Below are 16,384 nucleotides of genomic sequence, written 5' to 3'. Positions count from 1 at the left end.
ACCCGGCGCACCCTCGTCCCACATACAAGGAGACCCCGCCCGTGTTCCGTTCCACCCTGAGACGAGGAGCCGTCGCCGCGTTGTGCACGGCGCTGCTCCCGCTCGTGCCGGCGGCCTCCGCGTCCGCCGCGCCCAGACCGCCCGCCGCGCCGTCGGACGCGAAACTGGCGGCCACGCCCTCCCGTCACGACCTGACCCGCGAGCAGTTCTACTTCGTCATGCCCGACCGCTTCGCCAACGGCGACACCGGCAACGACAGGGGCGGGCTGACCGGTTCGCGGCTGGAGACCGGGTACGACCCCACGGACAAGGGGTTCTACCAGGGCGGCGACCTCAAGGGGCTGACCGACCGGCTCGACTACATCAAGGGGCTCGGCACCACCGCCATCTGGCTCGCCCCGATCTTCAGGAACCGGCCCGTGCAGGGCACCGGCAAGGACGCCTCGGCCGGCTACCACGGCTACTGGATCACCGACTTCACCCAGGTCGACCCGCACTTCGGCACCAACGCCGATCTGACGAAGCTGATCGAGCGGGCCCACCGCAAGGGCATGAAGGTCTTCTTCGACGTCATCACCAACCACACGGCCGACACCGTCGACTACGCCGAGAAGACCTACGGCTACAAGCCCAAGGGCGCCTACCCCTACCTCGACCGCGACGGCCGCCCCTTCGACGACGCCTCGGGCATGGCGAAGGTGGACGCCGGCTCCTTCCCGTACCAGCCGGTCACCACCGGCGGGAAGACGCCGGCCTGGCTCAACGACCCCACGATGTACCACAACCGGGGCGACTCGACCTATGCCGGCGAGTCCACCACGTACGGCGACTTCTCCGGGCTCGACGACCTGTGGACCGAACGGCCCGAGGTCGTCTCCGGCATGGAGAAGATCTACGAGAAGTGGGTCCGCGACTTCGACATCGACGGCTTCCGCATCGACACCGTCAAACACGTCGACATGGACTTCTGGACCCAGTGGGCCACCGCGCTCGACGCCTACGCGGCCGAGCACGGGCGCGAGGACTTCTTCATGTTCGGCGAGGTCTACTCCTCCGACACCGCGATCACCTCGCCCTACGTCACCCAGGGGCGGCTGGACGCGACGCTCGACTTCCCGTTCCAGGAAGCGGCCCGCCAGTACGCCTCGCAGGGCGCCCCGGCCTCGAAGCTCGCCGCCGTCTTCGGCGACGACTACCGGTACACCACCGACAAGGCCAACGCCTACGAGCAGGTGACCTTCCTCGGCAACCACGACATGGGCCGCATCGGCACCTTCCTCAAGCAGGACAACCCGAAGGCCGACGACGCGGAACTGGTCAGGCGCGCCCAGCTCGCCAACGAGCTGATGTTCCTCAGCCGGGGCAACCCCGTCGTCTACTACGGCGACGAGCAGGGCTTCACCGGCGCGGGCGGTGACAAGGACGCCCGCCAGACGATGTTCGCCTCGAAGACCGAGGACTACCTCGACGACGACGAACTGGGCACCGACCGCACCCACGCCTCCGACGCGTACGACACCCGCCACCCGCTCTACCGGTCCATCGCCGCCCTCTCCGAGCTGACCGCGAAGAACCCGGCCCTGCGCGACGGCGTCCAGACCGAGCGCTACGCCGAGGGCTCCGTCTACGCCTTCTCCCGCATCGACCCCGGCCACAGCAACGAGTACGTGGTCGCCACGAACAACGGCACCGAGGCGAAGACCGTCGAGCTGCCGACCGAGTCCGCCCGGATGGACTTCCGTACGCTGTACGGCGGTTCCGGTACGGTCCGCAGCGGCGCCGACAAGAGGATCACGGTCACCGTCCCGGCCCTGTCCAGCATCGTGCTGCGCGCCGCGAAGACCCTGGGCGCCCCCGCGGCCAGGCCCTCGATCACGCTGAAGGCACCGGCCGCCGGCGCCACCGGCACCGTCGAGCTCACCGCGGACGTCGACGGCGGCTCCCTCGACCGGGTCGTCTTCGCCGCCCAGACCGGCAACGGCGGGTGGACCACCCTCGGCACCGCCGACCACGCCCCGTACAAGGTCACCCAGACCATCGACGGCACCACCGCCGCCGGGACACCGCTGCGCTACAAGGCCGTGGTCGTCGACCGCACCGGCCGCACCGCGAGCGCGCTCGCCTCGTCCACCGCCGGACAGGCACCCGCCCCGGCCAAGCCCGTCGCCGTCGAACGCGACTACGCCGTCGTCCACTACAAGCGCGCCGACGGCGACTACGACGGCTGGCAGGCCAGGTCCGGCGAGACCACCGCCGCCTTCACCGGGCGCGACGCCTACGGAGCCTTCGCCTGGATCAAGGTCCCGGAAGGCGCCTCCTCGGTCCCGTACACCGTCGAGAAGTCCGGCACCGCCGACGGACCCGAGCGCGCCGTCGACCTCGCGAAGACCGGACAGGTCTGGATCGAGCAGGGCGCGGACGGACAGGCCGACACCGCCCCCGACGGCGCCTACCCGGCACCCGACACCACCAAGGCCGTCCTGCACTACTACCGGGCCGACGGCGACTACGACGGCTGGGGCCTGCACACCTGGACCGGCGCCAAGGAGCCGACCGACTGGTCCAAGCCGCTCCAGCCGGTGAAGAAGGACGCCTCGGGCCTCACCTTCGAGGTCCCGCTCGCCGACGGGGCCACCGCCCTCAGCTACATCCTGCACCGGGGCGACGAGAAGGACCTGCCCAGCGACCAGTCGCTCGACCTCGCCACCTACGGCCACGAGGTGTGGATGCTCGGCGGCACGGCCGGCTACCTGCTCCCGCAGACCGGCGGCGTCCCCACGCCCGACCTCACCAAGGCCGAGGCCCAGTGGATCGACGCCGACACCGTCGTCTGGAAGGTGAAGGCCACCGGGGCCACCAGCCAGCAGCTCGTGTACGCGCCGAGCGGCGGCATCTCCGTCGTCGACGGGGCCCTGACCGACGAGGGCCAGTGGCTGCGGCTCACCCCGTCCGCGCTGAGCGACGCGCAGAAGGCGAAGTACCCGCACCTCAAGGACTACCCGGCCTTCACCGTCGACGCCCGTGACCGCGACCGGGTCCGCGAGGCCCTGCGCGGCCAGCTGATCGCCACCCAGCGCGCCGCCAACGGCGCCCTGCTCGCCGCCACCGGCGTCCAGAGCGCCGGTGTGCTCGACGACCTCTACGGGGAGCGGGCGAGCGGCGCGGCCCTCGGCCCGGTCTTCCGGCACGGCACGCCCACGCTGTCCGTCTGGGCACCCACCGCCCGGACCGTCTCGCTCGAACTCGACGGCAGGAACGTCCCGATGCGGCGCGACGACCGCACCGGCGTCTGGTCCGTCACCGGGAAGAGGAGCTGGAACGGCAAGCCCTACCGGTACGTCGTGAACGTCTGGGCGCCCACCGTCCAGAAGCTCGTCACCAACAAGGTCACCGACCCCTACTCCACCGCCCTGACCACCGACTCCGCCCGGAGCCTCGTGGTCGACCTGGAGGACGGCAAGCTCGCGCCCAAGGGCTGGAGCGCTCTGGCCAAGCCCGCCGCCGTACCGCTGCGCGACGCCCGGATCCAGGAACTCCACATCCGCGACTTCTCCATCGCGGACCCCACCTCGAAGCACCCCGGCGAGTACCTCGCCTTCACCGACACCCGTTCCGACGGGATGAAGCACCTCAAGCAGCTCGCCGGCTCCGGCACCACCTACGTCCACCTGCTGCCCGCCTTCGACATCGGCACCATCCCCGAGAAGAAGTCGGACCAGCGGAAGCCGGCCTGCGACCTGTCCGTCTACGCCCCCGACTCCGAGGAACAGCAGGCCTGCGTGGCCAAGGCCGCCGCGAAGGACGCCTTCAACTGGGGCTACGACCCGCTGCACTACACCGTCCCCGAGGGCAGCTACGCCTCCGACCCCGACGGCACCAGGCGCACGGTCGAGTTCCGGCAGATGGTCCAGGGCCTCAACGGCGCCGGTCTGCGGACCGTCATGGACGTCGTCTACAACCACACCGTCGCCTCCGGCCAGGACGACAAGTCCGTGCTCGACCGGATCGTGCCCGGCTACTACCAGCGGCTCCTGGAGGACGGCACCGTCGCCACCTCCACCTGCTGCGCCAACACCGCGCCCGAGAACACCATGATGGGCAAGCTCGTCGTCGACTCGGTCGTCACCTGGGCCAGGGAGTACAAGGTCGACGGCTTCCGCTTCGACCTCATGGGCCACCACCCCAAGGCCAACATCCTGGCCGTCCGCAAGGCACTCGACGCGCTGACCCCCGCCAAGGACGGGGTCGACGGCAAGAAGATCATCCTGTACGGGGAGGGCTGGAACTTCGGCGAGATCGCCGACGACGCCCGCTTCGTCCAGGCCACCCAGAAGAACATGGCCGGCACCGGCATCGCCACCTTCTCCGACCGGGCCCGCGACGCCGTACGCGGCGGCTCCCCGTTCGACGAGGACCCCGGCGTCCAGGGCTTCGCCACCGGCCTCTACACCGACCCCAACACCTCCACCCACAACGGCACCGAGGCCGAACAGAAGGCCCGGCTCCTCCACTACCAGGACCTGATCAAGGTCGGGCTCACCGGCAACCTGGCCGACTTCACCTTCACCGACACCACCGGCACCACGGTCAAGGGCTCGGGCGTCGACTACAACGGCGCCCCGGCCGGCTACGCCGCCGCCCCCGGTGACGCCCTCGCCTACTCCGACGCCCACGACAACGAGACGCTCTACGACACCCTCGCCTTCAAGCTCCCGGCGGGCACCTCGGCAGCGGACCGGGCCCGGATGCAGGTCCTGGCCATGGCGACGGCCACCCTCTCGCAGGGTCCCTCGCTCTCCCAGGCCGGCACCGACCTGCTGCGCTCCAAGTCCCTGGACCGCAACTCCTTCGACAGCGGCGACTGGTTCAACGCCCTGCACTGGGACTGCCGTGCGGGCAACGGCTTCGGCCGAGGACTGCCGCCCGCCGCGGACAACGCGGCCAAGTGGTCCTACGCCGAGCCGCTGCTGACCAACACCGCGATCAGCCCCGGCTGCGCCCAGATCACCGGAGCCTCGGCCGCCTACCAGGACCTGCTCACCATCCGCGCCACGGAGAAGGACTTCGGCCTCTCCACCACCGGACAGGTGCAGTCCACGCTCTCCTTCCCGCTCTCCGGCAAGGACGAGACGCCCGGCGTCATCACCATGCGGCTCGGCGGGCTCGTCGTCGTCCTCAACGCGGCACCGGGCACCACCACCCAGCAGGTCACAGCCCTGGCCGGAAAGAACTACGCCCTGCATCCGGTCCAGGCGGCGGGTGCGGATCTTACCGTCAAGAAGTCGACGTACGAGCGGAGTTCGGGCAGTTTCACCGTTCCGGGGCGCACGGTGGCGGTGTTTTCACTGCGCTGACCGTATCGGGACTACCGTGTGGGCAAGCATGCCGGGGAGAGCCGTATCACCACCCTCCCGGGTACGCCCTTCCACTCCACCCGGCCGGTCCCGGCCCCCTCCTCCACGCACCGGCGTCGATCGCCTGCCGGTGCCGTGCGGGGCGCGGGGGCCGGGGCCGGCCGGCCCACCTGGTCAGCGACGGTGACGATGGCGAGCAACATTCCCGAGGAGACCACGAGTTTCGTCGGACGCGAGGCGGAACTCGACCGCATCGGACACTCGCTCGCCACCGGGCGGCTGACCACCCTCACCGGCACCGGCGGAGTAGGCAAGACCCGCTTGGCGGTCCGAGCGGCCGGGCGCGCGGAATCCAGGTACCGCGACGGTGTCCGCTGGGCCGACCTCTCGCCGCTCCAGGACGACGAACTCCTCCTGGCCACCGTCTCCGACGCGGTCGGGCTGATCTACCACACCCTGCGGATGCCCACCGACGTGCTGTGCGAATGGCTCGCGGACAAACAGCTCCTGCTCGTCCTGGACTCCTGCGAACACCTGCGCCCCGCCTGCGCGCACCTCCTCGGAGAAATCCTCACCACCTCGCCCGGGCTCACCGTCCTCGCCACCAGCAGACAGCCCCTGAACATGAAGGGCGAGCTGACCGTCGACGTGGAGCCGCTGCCCGTCGACGGCCCGGCCGACGCCCTCACCCTGTTCCGGGAGCGCGCGGCGGTCACCGCCCCTGGCACCTCCTTCGACGAGCCTGTCACCCTCGCGGCAGCCGACGAGATCTGCCGGCGCCTCGACGGGATCCCCCTCGCCATCGAACTCGCCGCCGCGGGCGTCGGACGCCGGAGCGCCCAGGAGATCGCCGGCCGGCTCGCCTCCCGCCTCGACGTGTTCGCCGACGCCACACTCAGGCCGCCGCGTCACCGCACACTGCGCACCACCATCGGCTGGTCCCACGAACTGTGCACCCCGCTGGAACGGCTGCTCTGGGCCCGGCTCGTCGTGCTGCGGGGCGACTTCGACGAGGAGACGGCCGCCGCCGTCTGCGCCGGGGGGCCGCTCACCCCGGACGCGGTCCCGGAAGCCCTGCGTGGTCTCGTCGCCAAGTCCGTCGTCGTCCGCGACGGCGACCGCCACCGCATGCTCGACACCCTGCGCGAGTACGGCCGGATGTGGCTCGCCGAACTCGGCGAGGAACGGGCCGCCGCCGACCGGCACGCCGACTGCTTCCTCCGGCTGGCCCGCGGCGCCCACGCGGGCTGGACCGGCGACGACCAGATCCTCTGGTACCACCGCATCGCCGAATCGCATGCCGACCTGTGCGCGGCCCTGGACCACCTGCTCGCCCACGACCCCGCCGCCGCCCAGGAGATGGCCGGCCGGATCGGCTTCTTCTGGTGCTGCTGCGGCCACCTCCCGCAGAACCGGGCCTACGCCCAGCGTGCCCTGGACGCCGGCCCGGCAGCCGGCCCGCACCGCACCCGGGTCCTGTGGGTGCTCGGCATGTGCGTCCTGCTCCAGGGCGATTACGCGGCCGCCGAGCGGATCGGCGAGGAGTGCGTACGGGCGGCGGCCGACGACGGCACCGACGAGGGGATTCTCGCCGCGGCCTATCTGCGCGGCCTCACCCATCTGATGACGGGCGAACCGGAGAAGGGGCTGCGTGAGGCCGACCGGGTCCGGCGCACCACCGGCGCGGCCACCCCGCTGGAGGCCGCCTACCGGCTGCGCTGCCACCTGATCACCATCTTCGCCCTGACCGGCCTCGGCCGTCTGGCCGAGGCGGCCGAGGCGGCCGTCGTCCTGCGCGCTGCCTGCGTGGCCAGGGACGAGTGCTGGACCCTCAGCTATGTCGACTACCAACTCGCCCTGATCGCCCTGCTCCAGGGCCGGGCCGAGGCGGCCGCCGGGCACGCCAGGTCCATGCTCACGGGCAAGCACCGGCTCCGCGACACCTTCGGTATCGCGCTCGGCCTGGACCTCCTGGCCGCCGCGATCGCCGCCCAGGGCGAGGGCGCCCGCGCCGCCCGGGTGTACGGCACGGGGCAGGTCTACTGGCGGATGGTCGGCCACCCCCACCGCGGCACCCCGGAGCTGGGCCCGCTGCGCGACGCCTGCGAACGCCAGGCCCGCGCGGCCGTGGGCGACATCGCCTATCTGCGCGCCTACGAACGGGGCCGCTCCGACAGCGCGGAGGCGGGTCTGGCCCTGGCGCTCCACGGCGAGCTGCTCAGATAGTGAATCCGGCTTGTGCGCCGTCCCCGGGCCGGGGAAGGGTGGGGGGCAGCCCTCAGGGATGATCACCACCCGCATCCCTCGTCCCGCGCCAGCCAGGAGACCGCCATGCCGCTGATCACCGTCGACTACTCCGCCGAACTCGACGAGACCTTCGACCGCACCGGCTTCGCCGGGGCACTGCACCCGCTGGTCGCCGAGACGGTCAGCACGAAGATCGCCGGCTGCAAGACCCGTTTCCGCCGGCTCGACGAGGCCGTGGTGGGGGACTCGCCCGGCGGCGACGTGATCGTGCACATCGACATCGCGCTGATACCGGGCCGCACCCCCGAGCTCCGGGCGAAGCTCGCGGAATCGGTGGTGGAGCTGCTGGCCGCGTACGTCCGGCCGGCCGACGGGCGGACCCCGTACCTGTCGGCCGAGACGCGCGACCTCGACCCGTCCCACCGCAGGAACTGACCTGGGCTCCCGCAGCCGCTGCTCGGGCACGGAACCTCGACCCGTCCCACGGCGGGAACCGATCGGCTTCCGCAGCCGCGGCGCGGGTACGGCAGGAGCTGATCGGCTACGGCAGCCGCTGCTCGGGCACGGCCGGCACGGCGGGCGCCAGCGAGGAGAGCCGCGCCAGCAGTTCTCCGAACGGCCCGTCCGCCGGCTCCTGCGCGAGGACCCGCAGCACGATGCCCGCCATCTCCTCGTTGGACGCGGCACTCACGGCAGCCAGCGCGGCGAAGTCGTGCACCAGCTGCAACTCCAGCTCCGCACGCGGAATCCTCCGTCCGTCCAGCCAGATCAGGGCCGTCGACTCGGCCAGCGACACCCAGGACCGGACGACCAACTCCAGCCGGGCCGGGGGATCCTCGACGCCGAGATGGGACAGGATCTGCGCGCAGGCCGCCTGGCGGACCTCGTCGATCATCGCGTTCGCCGTGGAGGAACCCACGGCCGGGCCGCCCCGCATCAGCGCGGCGAACCCCGGGCCGTGGTCGTCGACGAAGTCGAAGAACCGCCCCATCACCCGCAACAGCCTTACTCCCAGGGGGCCTTCGCGCGGTTCCCGGAAGCGGGTCGCCAGCTCGTCGGCCGCCCGTCGCAGCGCGGCCTCGTACAGGCTCTGCTTGCCCGGGAAGTAGTGGTAGACCAGCGGCCGGGAGATCCCGGCCGCTGCGGCGATCTCGTCGATCGACACCTCGTCCGGGGACCGGTGACTGAACAACTCCAGCGCGACGCCGATCAACTGCTGTCTGCGCTCCTCGACGCCCATCCTGCGCCGTACCCCGGTCGTCATGAGGAACAGGGTACCGACCTGCTCGGTCTACAGGTCCAGCACCAGCCGCCCGCCCCGGCACCGGGACACGCAGATCAGCATCGACTCGCTCCGCTCCGCGTCCGTCAGCAGGTCGTCCCGGTGCTCGATGTCGCCCTCCAGGACGGGTTGCCGGCAGGTCCCGCAGAAGCCCTGCTCGCAGGAGTACGTGAGGTGCGGCAGCTCGGCCCGTACGGCGGCGAGCACCGACTGCCCGGCCGCGACCGGCACGGTGCGGCCCGAGCGGCGCAGCTCCACCTCGAACGCCGACCCGGCGGCGTCCGCGCCCGACGCGGCGAACCGCTCCAGGTGCAGGGAGCAGCCGGCCGGGAGCGCGGCCGCGACCGCGTCCATCAACGGCTCCGGGCCGCAGCAGTACACCGCGGTCCCCTCGGCGGCGTCCTTGAGCGCGGAGGCCACGTCCGGGAGCCCTGCCTCGTCCTGCGGGACGACGGTGACCCGGCCTCCGTCGGCGCCCAGCTTCTCGATCTCCGCCAGGAACGGCATCGTCGCCCGGCTGCGGCCTCCGTACAGCAGCCGCCAGTCCGCCCCGGAGGCGGCGAGCGCGCGCAGCATCGGCAGGACCGGTGTGATGCCGATGCCGCCCGCCACGAAGACGTACGCGGGGGCTTCCGTCAGCGGGAAGCGGTTGCGCGGGCCGCGGACCTCGACCTCCCCGCCCTCGTGGAGCAGCGCGTGCACCTCGCGGGAACCGCCGCGCCCGTCCTCGACCAGCCGCGCCGCCACGGTGTACGTGCCGATGTCGGCCGGATCGCCGCACAGCGAGTACTGACGCACCAGACCGGACGGCAGCACGAGGTCCAGATGCGCGCCCGGCTGCCACGGCGGCAGGTCCTGACCCTCCAGCCGTAGCTGTACGACACCGTCCGCCGGTGTGGTCCGCTCGGTGATCAGCAGCCGCAGGCCGGTGGTGGAACGGCGCTGCGACCGGCCGGAGACCGGCTCCTCCAGCGCGGGCAGCGGCCACAGCGGGGACTTCTCGATGCGGCGGCGCATCGCCCGCCTGGCGAGCAGCGCCGCGCCGGCCACCACGGCGACGGTACGCAGACGGGGGTGGGGGAAGGACATCGTCAGCCGGCTTCCGTCGTACGGGCCTCGGCCGCGACCGCGGCGGGCGAGTGGGCGAGATATTCGACGGCCTGTGCCGTGCTGCCCTCCTGCGAGGGATGGTAACCACGGCTCAGATAGCGCGGGACGGACCGCAGCATCGAGGGGGTGCTGGGCAGCGTTCCCTGCCGGCCGCTGCGGTAGAACTGCCCGAAGGACGCCTTGCCGTCCAGCAGGGTCGGGTCGTTCTCCATGAAGAACCGGGCGCCGCGCTGCCAGAGGAAGGCCAGCGCGGTGAACGCGGTCGCCCAGGTCCGCACCCGCCGCCGGTATCCGCCGTCGACATGCATGAACACATCGAACGCGACCGAGCGGTGCTCGACCTCCTCCGCGCCGTGCCAGCGCAGCAGGTCCAGCATCGTGGGATCGGCGCCGCGCCGCTCCAGCTCATCGGCGTTCAGGATCCAGTCGCCGAGGAACGCGGTGTAGTGCTCGATCGCCGCGATCGTCGCCACCCGCTCCATCAGCCACCACGTGCGCGCCCGGCCCGGCGGCAGCGTCCGGTCGCCGAGCATCTTCTCGAAGAGCCAGTCGACCTGAGCGGTGTACGGGGTCGGGTCGAGGCCGAGCTTCTTCAGATGCGGGAGCACATCGTCATGCGCCTGGGAGTGCATCGACTCCTGACCGATGAACCCGATGACGTCCTGGCGCAGTTGTTCGTCGTGGATGTACGGGAGCACCTGGCGGTAGACGTGGATGAACCAGCGCTCTCCCGCCGGGAGCAGCAGATGGAGCACGTTGATGGTGTGCGTGGAGAACGGATCGCCCGGCAACCAGTGCAGAGGAGTCCTGTCCCAGGCGAAGGAGACCCGACGGGCCTTGAGCGGGGTTCGCTCCGACGCGACCGCCGCTGGCTGCGTGTTAGACATGTTGTCAATGTACTGAGGGGTAGGCCCGGGGGACAGGGGCGTGCGGGGAATTCCTGAACCCTCATCCGGCGTCCGCCCCCCGCGCACTTGGCGGAGTGCGTCCACGGAACCGCGCGAACTGCCGCACCGAGGCGCCGCCTCCGCACGCGTGGCACGGTGTCCCGCCTTCGCACGCGTGGCGCGGTGTCCCGCCTTCGCACGCGTGGCGCGGTGTCCCGCCTTCGCACGCGTGGCGCGGTGTCCCGCTCCCGGCGTGCTCAGCGCAGTGACCCGACCCGGCTGCCGTTCGCCAGCCGCCCGGTCAGCCGCGCCCGGTCGCCCGCCCCCGCCGGTACCGCGAGCAGCCGCCCCCGCGCCTGCCCCGCCACCCCGCCGGACGTGGTCAGCGAGGCGAACTGCGGGCTGCCCGCCGCGAGTACGTACCAGCGGCCGCCGCGCGACTTCCACAGCACACCCGCCAGCACCCGCGGGGACCGGGTCCCGCACTCCGGCGAGTCCTCGGCACGCGCGGCGACCACCCCGGGTGGCCCGCCGTTCCCCGACGGCCGCCCGGACGGGGCCTGGAACTGGGCGAGGACCCTGCTGCCGGTGCCCCGCCAGGTCTCCGCCCGGGTGCACAGCCACTGGGCCGTGCCGTTCCCCTCGGGCAGCGGCTGCGACGCGTACCCCCAGGAGTTCACCGTGCGCACCCCGTGCGAGCGCAGGGACGGCAGCAGACAGGCGGTCCGCGCCCAGCTCGCGTACTCCGCTCGCCCCGAGACGTCGTGCGGCCGCGCCGGAGGGCCCGAGGTCAGCCGGGCCGGGGCGAGTTCACCGAGATCCGTCAGCAGCCGGACCGTTGTGTCGTCGCCCAGCTCGACGGCAGGCCAGGAGCGGCAGCCGGGTGCGGTCGCGGGGCTGCCGGTCTCGGGTCCGGCCGTCGCCCCGGTCATCGGCCCGGCCACCGGGCCGGTCACCCCGTCGGCGGAGCGGTGCAGCACGCGAGGCGCCCGGTCCGGGGCGAGGAGATCCCGGACCCGTGCCCGCCGGACCCAGGGCGCCGTCAGATAGCGGACCGCGCCCCCAGCCCTTTCCACGACCAGGGCGCCCGCCGACGTCATGTCCGCCCCGTCGACCCGGGCGAAGTCGAGAGCCGCGCCCTCGGACGGGTCGGCGTCACGGGGCTCCGCGTACCGCACGACCCGCAGCCCGTCGTAGAACAGCACGACCGAGGACGCGCCCACCTCGCCCGCGTACAGCAGCTGCGCCGCCCCCGTCGGAGGTCCCTGCGGTGTCCGGGGCGTCGCCGACGTCCGGACACCGCCGCCCGGCCGCGCCCACACCCGCAGCGCCCGCCGCAGCAGCCGGGTGTCCTCGGTGCGATCGCCCCGGGTGGGCCAGGCGCTGAAGTCGGTACGCGACGAGCGCTGCCAGAACGTCGCGGACACCATGCGCAACGCCCCTGGATCCAGGGCCTCTTCGGCCGCCGGATTGCGCGCGTACAGCGGCGCCGACAGGCCCCCTCGCCCCCAGCCCCCGCCCGGCAGGGCGAGCAGCGCCCCGCACACCAGCAGAGCGGCGACACCTGCAACGGCCGCCCGGGCGTACCGGCGGCGGCGCGGCAGATCCGGTGGCCGGGCCTGGAGCGAACAGGGGTCGAAGCCGGGTGAGGCCAGCAGCGCGTGCGGGGCCGGCAGCCCGTCCGCCTCCATCAGCGCCCCGTGCGGGTCGGCCACCCCCGCCTCGGACAGCACCCGCCGGACCTCGCCGTCCGCCATCCCCTCCAGGCCGCGCAGGACGAGAGCGGCCCGAGCCGCGCCGCTGACCGCCGAAAGGCGCTGTTCCAGGGCCAGTTCATCGGCGCCGCCGGAGTGCGGGAACAGCCGCAGCCCCCAGGCCAGTGGCAGCACGGCCGGAAACCGGCCACGACGCGGCCGGCGCCGCAGACACGACGGCCGCCCCGCCGCCAGCGCGCCCCGCAACACCTGCCGACGGACGTACGCGTAGCCCGGATCGGGCTCCTCCGCGCGGCCGGGAAGGCGGGGCGGCGGAACGGTACCGCCGTCCGCGGCCCCGGCCCTGCGCGCCGCCAGCAGGGACCGCTGGGCCAGCGCGTGGGCCGCGAGCACCCGCCGGTCGCGGCTCAGCGAGTGCGGCAGGACGAGATAGCCGAGCCGGGCCAGCCGCGGGTAGTGCTCGACGAGCGCGGTCTCGGACTGCTCCGCAGCGAACCGGGGGGCGGCTGACGGTACCTCTGGCAGTGGGCGCACGTTCAGCAGAACGAGCGAATCGTGCGATGGTCACCCAGGGGGAGCGGCACCGGCCCGCCCGGCCTTCTTCCGTGACCGCCTCGGAGCAGTCGACGGTGGAGGTGAGGCGATGACCGCCCGGTTGGCCGGGTGGAGCGTTTCCTGCGCGATGTGCGTCCCATGGAACTGCTCGGAACGCGGGCTTCATGGGGGAGGCGGATGAGGTTCCCTACGGCGTCGATGCGGGGCCCGGTCGGCGAGTGGGGAGAGTCGTCGCGGTGAAGGATCAGGCGAACTGGGCCAGATGGGGATCGACCGGCGCCGCGGTCATCCGGTTGGCCAGGGTCGACATGGTGTAGGCGCCGATACCCAGGACCACTTCCAGCGCGTTGCGGGAGGTGTATCCCTGCGCCTGGAAGGACTGGAGCGTCCCGTCGTCGACCGCTCCGCTCTTCTCGATGGCCGACAGGGTGAACTGCCTCACCGCCTCCAGGCGTTCGTCCGGCGGTGGGCTTCCGTCCCGCAGCGCGGCGATGACGTCCGCGTCGGCGCCGAGGGCGGTGAGCTTCGCGGTGTGCATGGCCACACAGAGGTGGCAGCCGTTGCGGTCGGCCATCGTCATGATCACGGTCTCCCGGGACAGCGGGTCCAGGCTTGTCGCCTCGAAGAGCGCGCTGGTCTTCAGGAAGCCGTTCAGCAGCTCCGGGGACAGGGCGAGCCGGGCGACGGCGGACGGCAGATAGCCCTGCTTCGCCGTCACGGCCGCCATGGCGGGACGGGCGGCGACGGGGGCGGATTCGAGGGTGTGGTCGGGGAACGCGGACGCGGGCATGGGTGACCTCTCGCGATAAACTCGACAACGTGATTGACGAAAAAGTCAACCAGGTTGTCGAGTTCCGCAATGGCTGAACGTGGCGCGGAGGACGGTGCGGGCTTCGAGCTGCCCTTGCTCCTGTTCGCCGGATTCCGGTCGGTCATCGACGAGTTGCACCGCGAGCTGGCCGGGCAGGGGCATCCCGAGATGCGGGCCGCGTACGGCTACGCGCTCCAGGCCGTGGGTCGTGACGGGGCGACGGCCAGCGAGATCGGCCGGCGGCTGGGGGTCTCCAAGCAGGCCGCGGGCAAGACCGTCGAAAAGCTCGAAGGGCTCGGTTACGTCGAGCGCGTCGACGATCCGCAGGACGGCCGCCGCGAGCTGGTCCGGCTGGCTCCGCGCGGGATCGACGTACTCGCGCGGTCCGCCGAGGGCTTCGAGCGGGTGCGGGGCGAGTGGGTCCGGGTGCTGGGGGCCGAGCGGGTCCGGGACATGGAGGCCGGCCTGCGTGCCATGGCCCCCGCGGATGCCTTCCGACTCGATACGGCGGCCTGGTTCAACGGGTGAACGGACGGGCAGGACTTGGACTTTGCGGATGAGAGATAGGACGTATGTGGCAAGTGCCCTTCCTGGTGGCCACCGCTTGCGGCAATATGCACGCGTCGGCACCCGAGAGATCCGACCACTCGTGGTCGCGAATGGGAGGGAACCATGGCACGACGCACCCATGTACTCAGCGCGCTCGCACTGGCGGCGGCCGCCGCGCTCATCCCCGTACAGGCCACGGCGCAGCAGTCCGCGCCCCAGCGGTCCGTTCCCCCATGGCCCGCTTCCCGGCAGCCCGTTTCCCAGCAGTCCGGATCCCCGCTGTCCGCCTCGCCCGCCGCCCCGTGCGGTACGCCCGTGAGGCCCGCCTCGCAGATGACGGTCGAGGCCTGTGACAGCCCCGCGCGGATCATCGAGAAGGCGGCGAACGTCATCCCCACGGCGGGTCAACTGGCCTGGCAGCAGCGGGAGGTCACCGCATTCACGCACTTCGGGATGAACACCTTCACCGACCGCGAGTGGGGTTCCGGCACCGAGGACGAGAAGCTGTTCGCGCCGGAGAGCATCGACGCCGATCAGTGGATGCGCGCCTACAAGGCGGCCGGCGCCGAGCAGGTCATGCTCACCGTCAAGCACCACGACGGCTTCGTCCTGTACCCGAGCCGCTACACCGACCACTCGGTCGCCCTCAGCCCCGGCAGCCCCGATGTCGTCGCCGCCTATGTGAAGGCCGCGCGCAAGGCCGGTCTGAAGGTCGGTCTCTACCTCTCGCCCTCCGACGGCGCCGAACTCCCGCACGCCTGGCACGCCGAGTGGGTCGAGAAGATCCGGGCCAGGCAGGCCGAGGGCGAACCGCTGAGCCTGCCCGAGCGGATGGCGCTGGAGGACGGCGACCGCGCCCCCGCCGGCCAGGGCCGCTTCGGCAACGGCAGCGCCGTGACCGAACGCACGATCCCCACCCTCGTCCCCGGCGACGACCGCGCCGCCCGGGTGAGGAGCGGCAAGCTGCCGACCTTCGAGGTGAAGGCCGACGACTACGACGCGTACTACCTCAACCAGCTCTACGAGATCTTCACCCAGTACGGCCCCGTCGAGGAGCTCTGGCTCGACGGCGCCAACCCGTGGTCGGGCTCCGGCATCACCCAGAAGTACGACGTCAAGCAGTGGTTCGACATGGTCAGGGCGCTTTCACCGAACACGGTCGTCTTCCAGGGCCCGCAGGGCGTCCGGTGGGTCGGCAACGAGTCGGGCACCGCCCGCGAGACCGAGTGGAGCGTCACCCCGCACGCCACCGACCCCTGGACCGGGCTCGGCGGCCTTCCCCATGACTCGACGGACGCCGACATCGGCTCCCGGGCCAGGATCCTCGGCCCCGACGTCGGCTACCTCCAGTGGTACCCGGCCGAGGCCGACGTCTCCAACCGGCCCGGCTGGTTCTACCACGAGAACGAACAGCCCAAGACGGCCGCACAGTTGATGAACCTGTACGAGAAGAGCGTCGGCCGCAACGCCTCGCTCCTGCTCAATGTGCCGCCCGCGCCCGACGGCCGGATCGCCGAGGCGGACGTGGCGTCACTGACCGCCTTCGGCGACGCGGTGCGCCGGATCTACGGCACCGACCTGCGCGGCCGCGGTCCGGGCCCGTACACCTTCGACCGGGTGGCCGTCCGCGAGGACATCCGGCACGGTCAGCGGGTCGAGCGGTTCGCCGTGGAGGCCCGGACCGACGGGACCTGGCGGCGGATCGCCGAAGGCACCACCATCGGCCACGAGCGCATCCTGCCGCTGCCGGAAGCCGTCACCGCGACCGCCGTCCGCGTCAAGGTGCTGGAGTCCAGGGCGAAGCCGTACCTGGGCGCCACCACGCTGCACCTCACCACCACGCCGACCGGTTCCTGACCGGCCCCGAGCCCGCG

The 16,384-nt window shown here is 72.2% G+C and carries 9 protein-coding genes and 1 pseudogene; 5 read left to right on the top strand and 5 right to left on the bottom strand.

Annotated features, from left to right (window positions below; translation table 11 throughout):
- Positions 1-41 precede the first annotated feature (41 nt).
- The 3 genes from pulA (at position 42) to ACZ4LX_RS09635 (ending at position 8,036) form a co-directional block, all read left to right on the top strand.
- Positions 42-5,354, top strand: a complete 5,313-nt coding sequence (gene pulA, locus ACZ4LX_RS09645) for a pullulanase-type alpha-1,6-glucosidase (RefSeq protein WP_467634483.1) — start codon at positions 42-44, stop codon at positions 5,352-5,354.
- 189 nt (positions 5,355-5,543) lie between these two features.
- Positions 5,544-7,580 (top strand): ATP-binding protein, encoded by a 2,037-nt coding sequence (locus tag ACZ4LX_RS09640; RefSeq protein ID WP_467634486.1) that lies wholly within the window; start codon positions 5,544-5,546, stop codon positions 7,578-7,580.
- 105 nt (positions 7,581-7,685) lie between these two features.
- On the top strand, positions 7,686-8,036 hold the full coding sequence (locus ACZ4LX_RS09635; RefSeq protein ID WP_467634489.1) for a 5-carboxymethyl-2-hydroxymuconate Delta-isomerase: 351 nt from the start codon (positions 7,686-7,688) through the stop codon (positions 8,034-8,036).
- 106 nt (positions 8,037-8,142) lie between these two features.
- On the opposite strand, the gene ACZ4LX_RS09630 is transcribed toward ACZ4LX_RS09635, so the two are convergent.
- The 5 genes from ACZ4LX_RS09630 to ACZ4LX_RS09610 form a co-directional block, all read right to left on the bottom strand.
- Positions 8,143-8,865: a TetR/AcrR family transcriptional regulator gene (locus ACZ4LX_RS09630; protein WP_467634493.1), complete on the bottom strand. Its 723-nt coding sequence runs from the start codon at positions 8,863-8,865 to the stop codon at positions 8,143-8,145.
- A 27-nt stretch (positions 8,866-8,892) separates the two neighbouring features.
- Positions 8,893-9,972, bottom strand: a complete 1,080-nt coding sequence (locus tag ACZ4LX_RS09625; RefSeq protein ID WP_467634497.1) for a PDR/VanB family oxidoreductase — start codon at positions 9,970-9,972, stop codon at positions 8,893-8,895.
- A 2-nt stretch (positions 9,973-9,974) separates the two neighbouring features.
- On the bottom strand, positions 9,975-10,880 hold the full coding sequence (locus tag ACZ4LX_RS09620) for a metal-dependent hydrolase (RefSeq protein ID WP_467634501.1): 906 nt from the start codon (positions 10,878-10,880) through the stop codon (positions 9,975-9,977).
- Between the two features lie 257 nt (positions 10,881-11,137).
- On the bottom strand, positions 11,138-13,129 hold the full coding sequence (locus tag ACZ4LX_RS09615) for a hypothetical protein (protein WP_467634504.1): 1,992 nt from the start codon (positions 13,127-13,129) through the stop codon (positions 11,138-11,140).
- Between the two features lie 265 nt (positions 13,130-13,394).
- A complete protein-coding gene (locus ACZ4LX_RS09610) occupies positions 13,395-13,940 on the bottom strand; it encodes a carboxymuconolactone decarboxylase family protein (protein WP_467634506.1) in 546 nt (181 codons plus the stop codon).
- A 69-nt stretch (positions 13,941-14,009) separates the two neighbouring features.
- Here ACZ4LX_RS09610 and ACZ4LX_RS09605 point away from each other — a divergent pair.
- Both ACZ4LX_RS09605 and ACZ4LX_RS09600 read left to right on the top strand, forming a co-directional pair.
- A pseudogene (locus ACZ4LX_RS09605) lies at positions 14,010-14,489 on the top strand (MarR family winged helix-turn-helix transcriptional regulator); the annotation flags it as partial.
- Between the two features lie 354 nt (positions 14,490-14,843).
- Positions 14,844-16,367, top strand: a complete 1,524-nt coding sequence (locus tag ACZ4LX_RS09600; protein WP_467635695.1) for an alpha-L-fucosidase — start codon at positions 14,844-14,846, stop codon at positions 16,365-16,367.
- Positions 16,368-16,384 lie beyond the last annotated feature (17 nt).

The organism is Streptomyces sp. NPDC026062 (genome assembly GCF_055568375.1).
The sequence above is the reverse complement of the archived record's forward strand: the minus strand, read 5'-3'. Positions and strand labels throughout refer to the sequence as shown.

Coding starts and splice junctions, on each gene's coding strand:
- ACZ4LX_RS09640 (WP_467634486.1), top strand. CDS start 5,544: ATGGCGAGCAACATTCCCGAGGAGACCACGAGTTTCGTCGGACGCGAG.
- ACZ4LX_RS09635 (WP_467634489.1), top strand. CDS start 7,686: ATGCCGCTGATCACCGTCGACTACTCCGCCGAACTCGACGAGACCTTC.
- ACZ4LX_RS09630 (WP_467634493.1), bottom strand. CDS start 8,865: ATGACGACCGGGGTACGGCGCAGGATGGGCGTCGAGGAGCGCAGACAG.
- ACZ4LX_RS09625 (WP_467634497.1), bottom strand. CDS start 9,972: ATGTCCTTCCCCCACCCCCGTCTGCGTACCGTCGCCGTGGTGGCCGGC.
- ACZ4LX_RS09620 (WP_467634501.1), bottom strand. CDS start 10,880: ATGTCTAACACGCAGCCAGCGGCGGTCGCGTCGGAGCGAACCCCGCTC.
- ACZ4LX_RS09610 (WP_467634506.1), bottom strand. CDS start 13,940: ATGCCCGCGTCCGCGTTCCCCGACCACACCCTCGAATCCGCCCCCGTC.
- ACZ4LX_RS09600 (WP_467635695.1), top strand. CDS start 14,844: ATGACGGTCGAGGCCTGTGACAGCCCCGCGCGGATCATCGAGAAGGCG.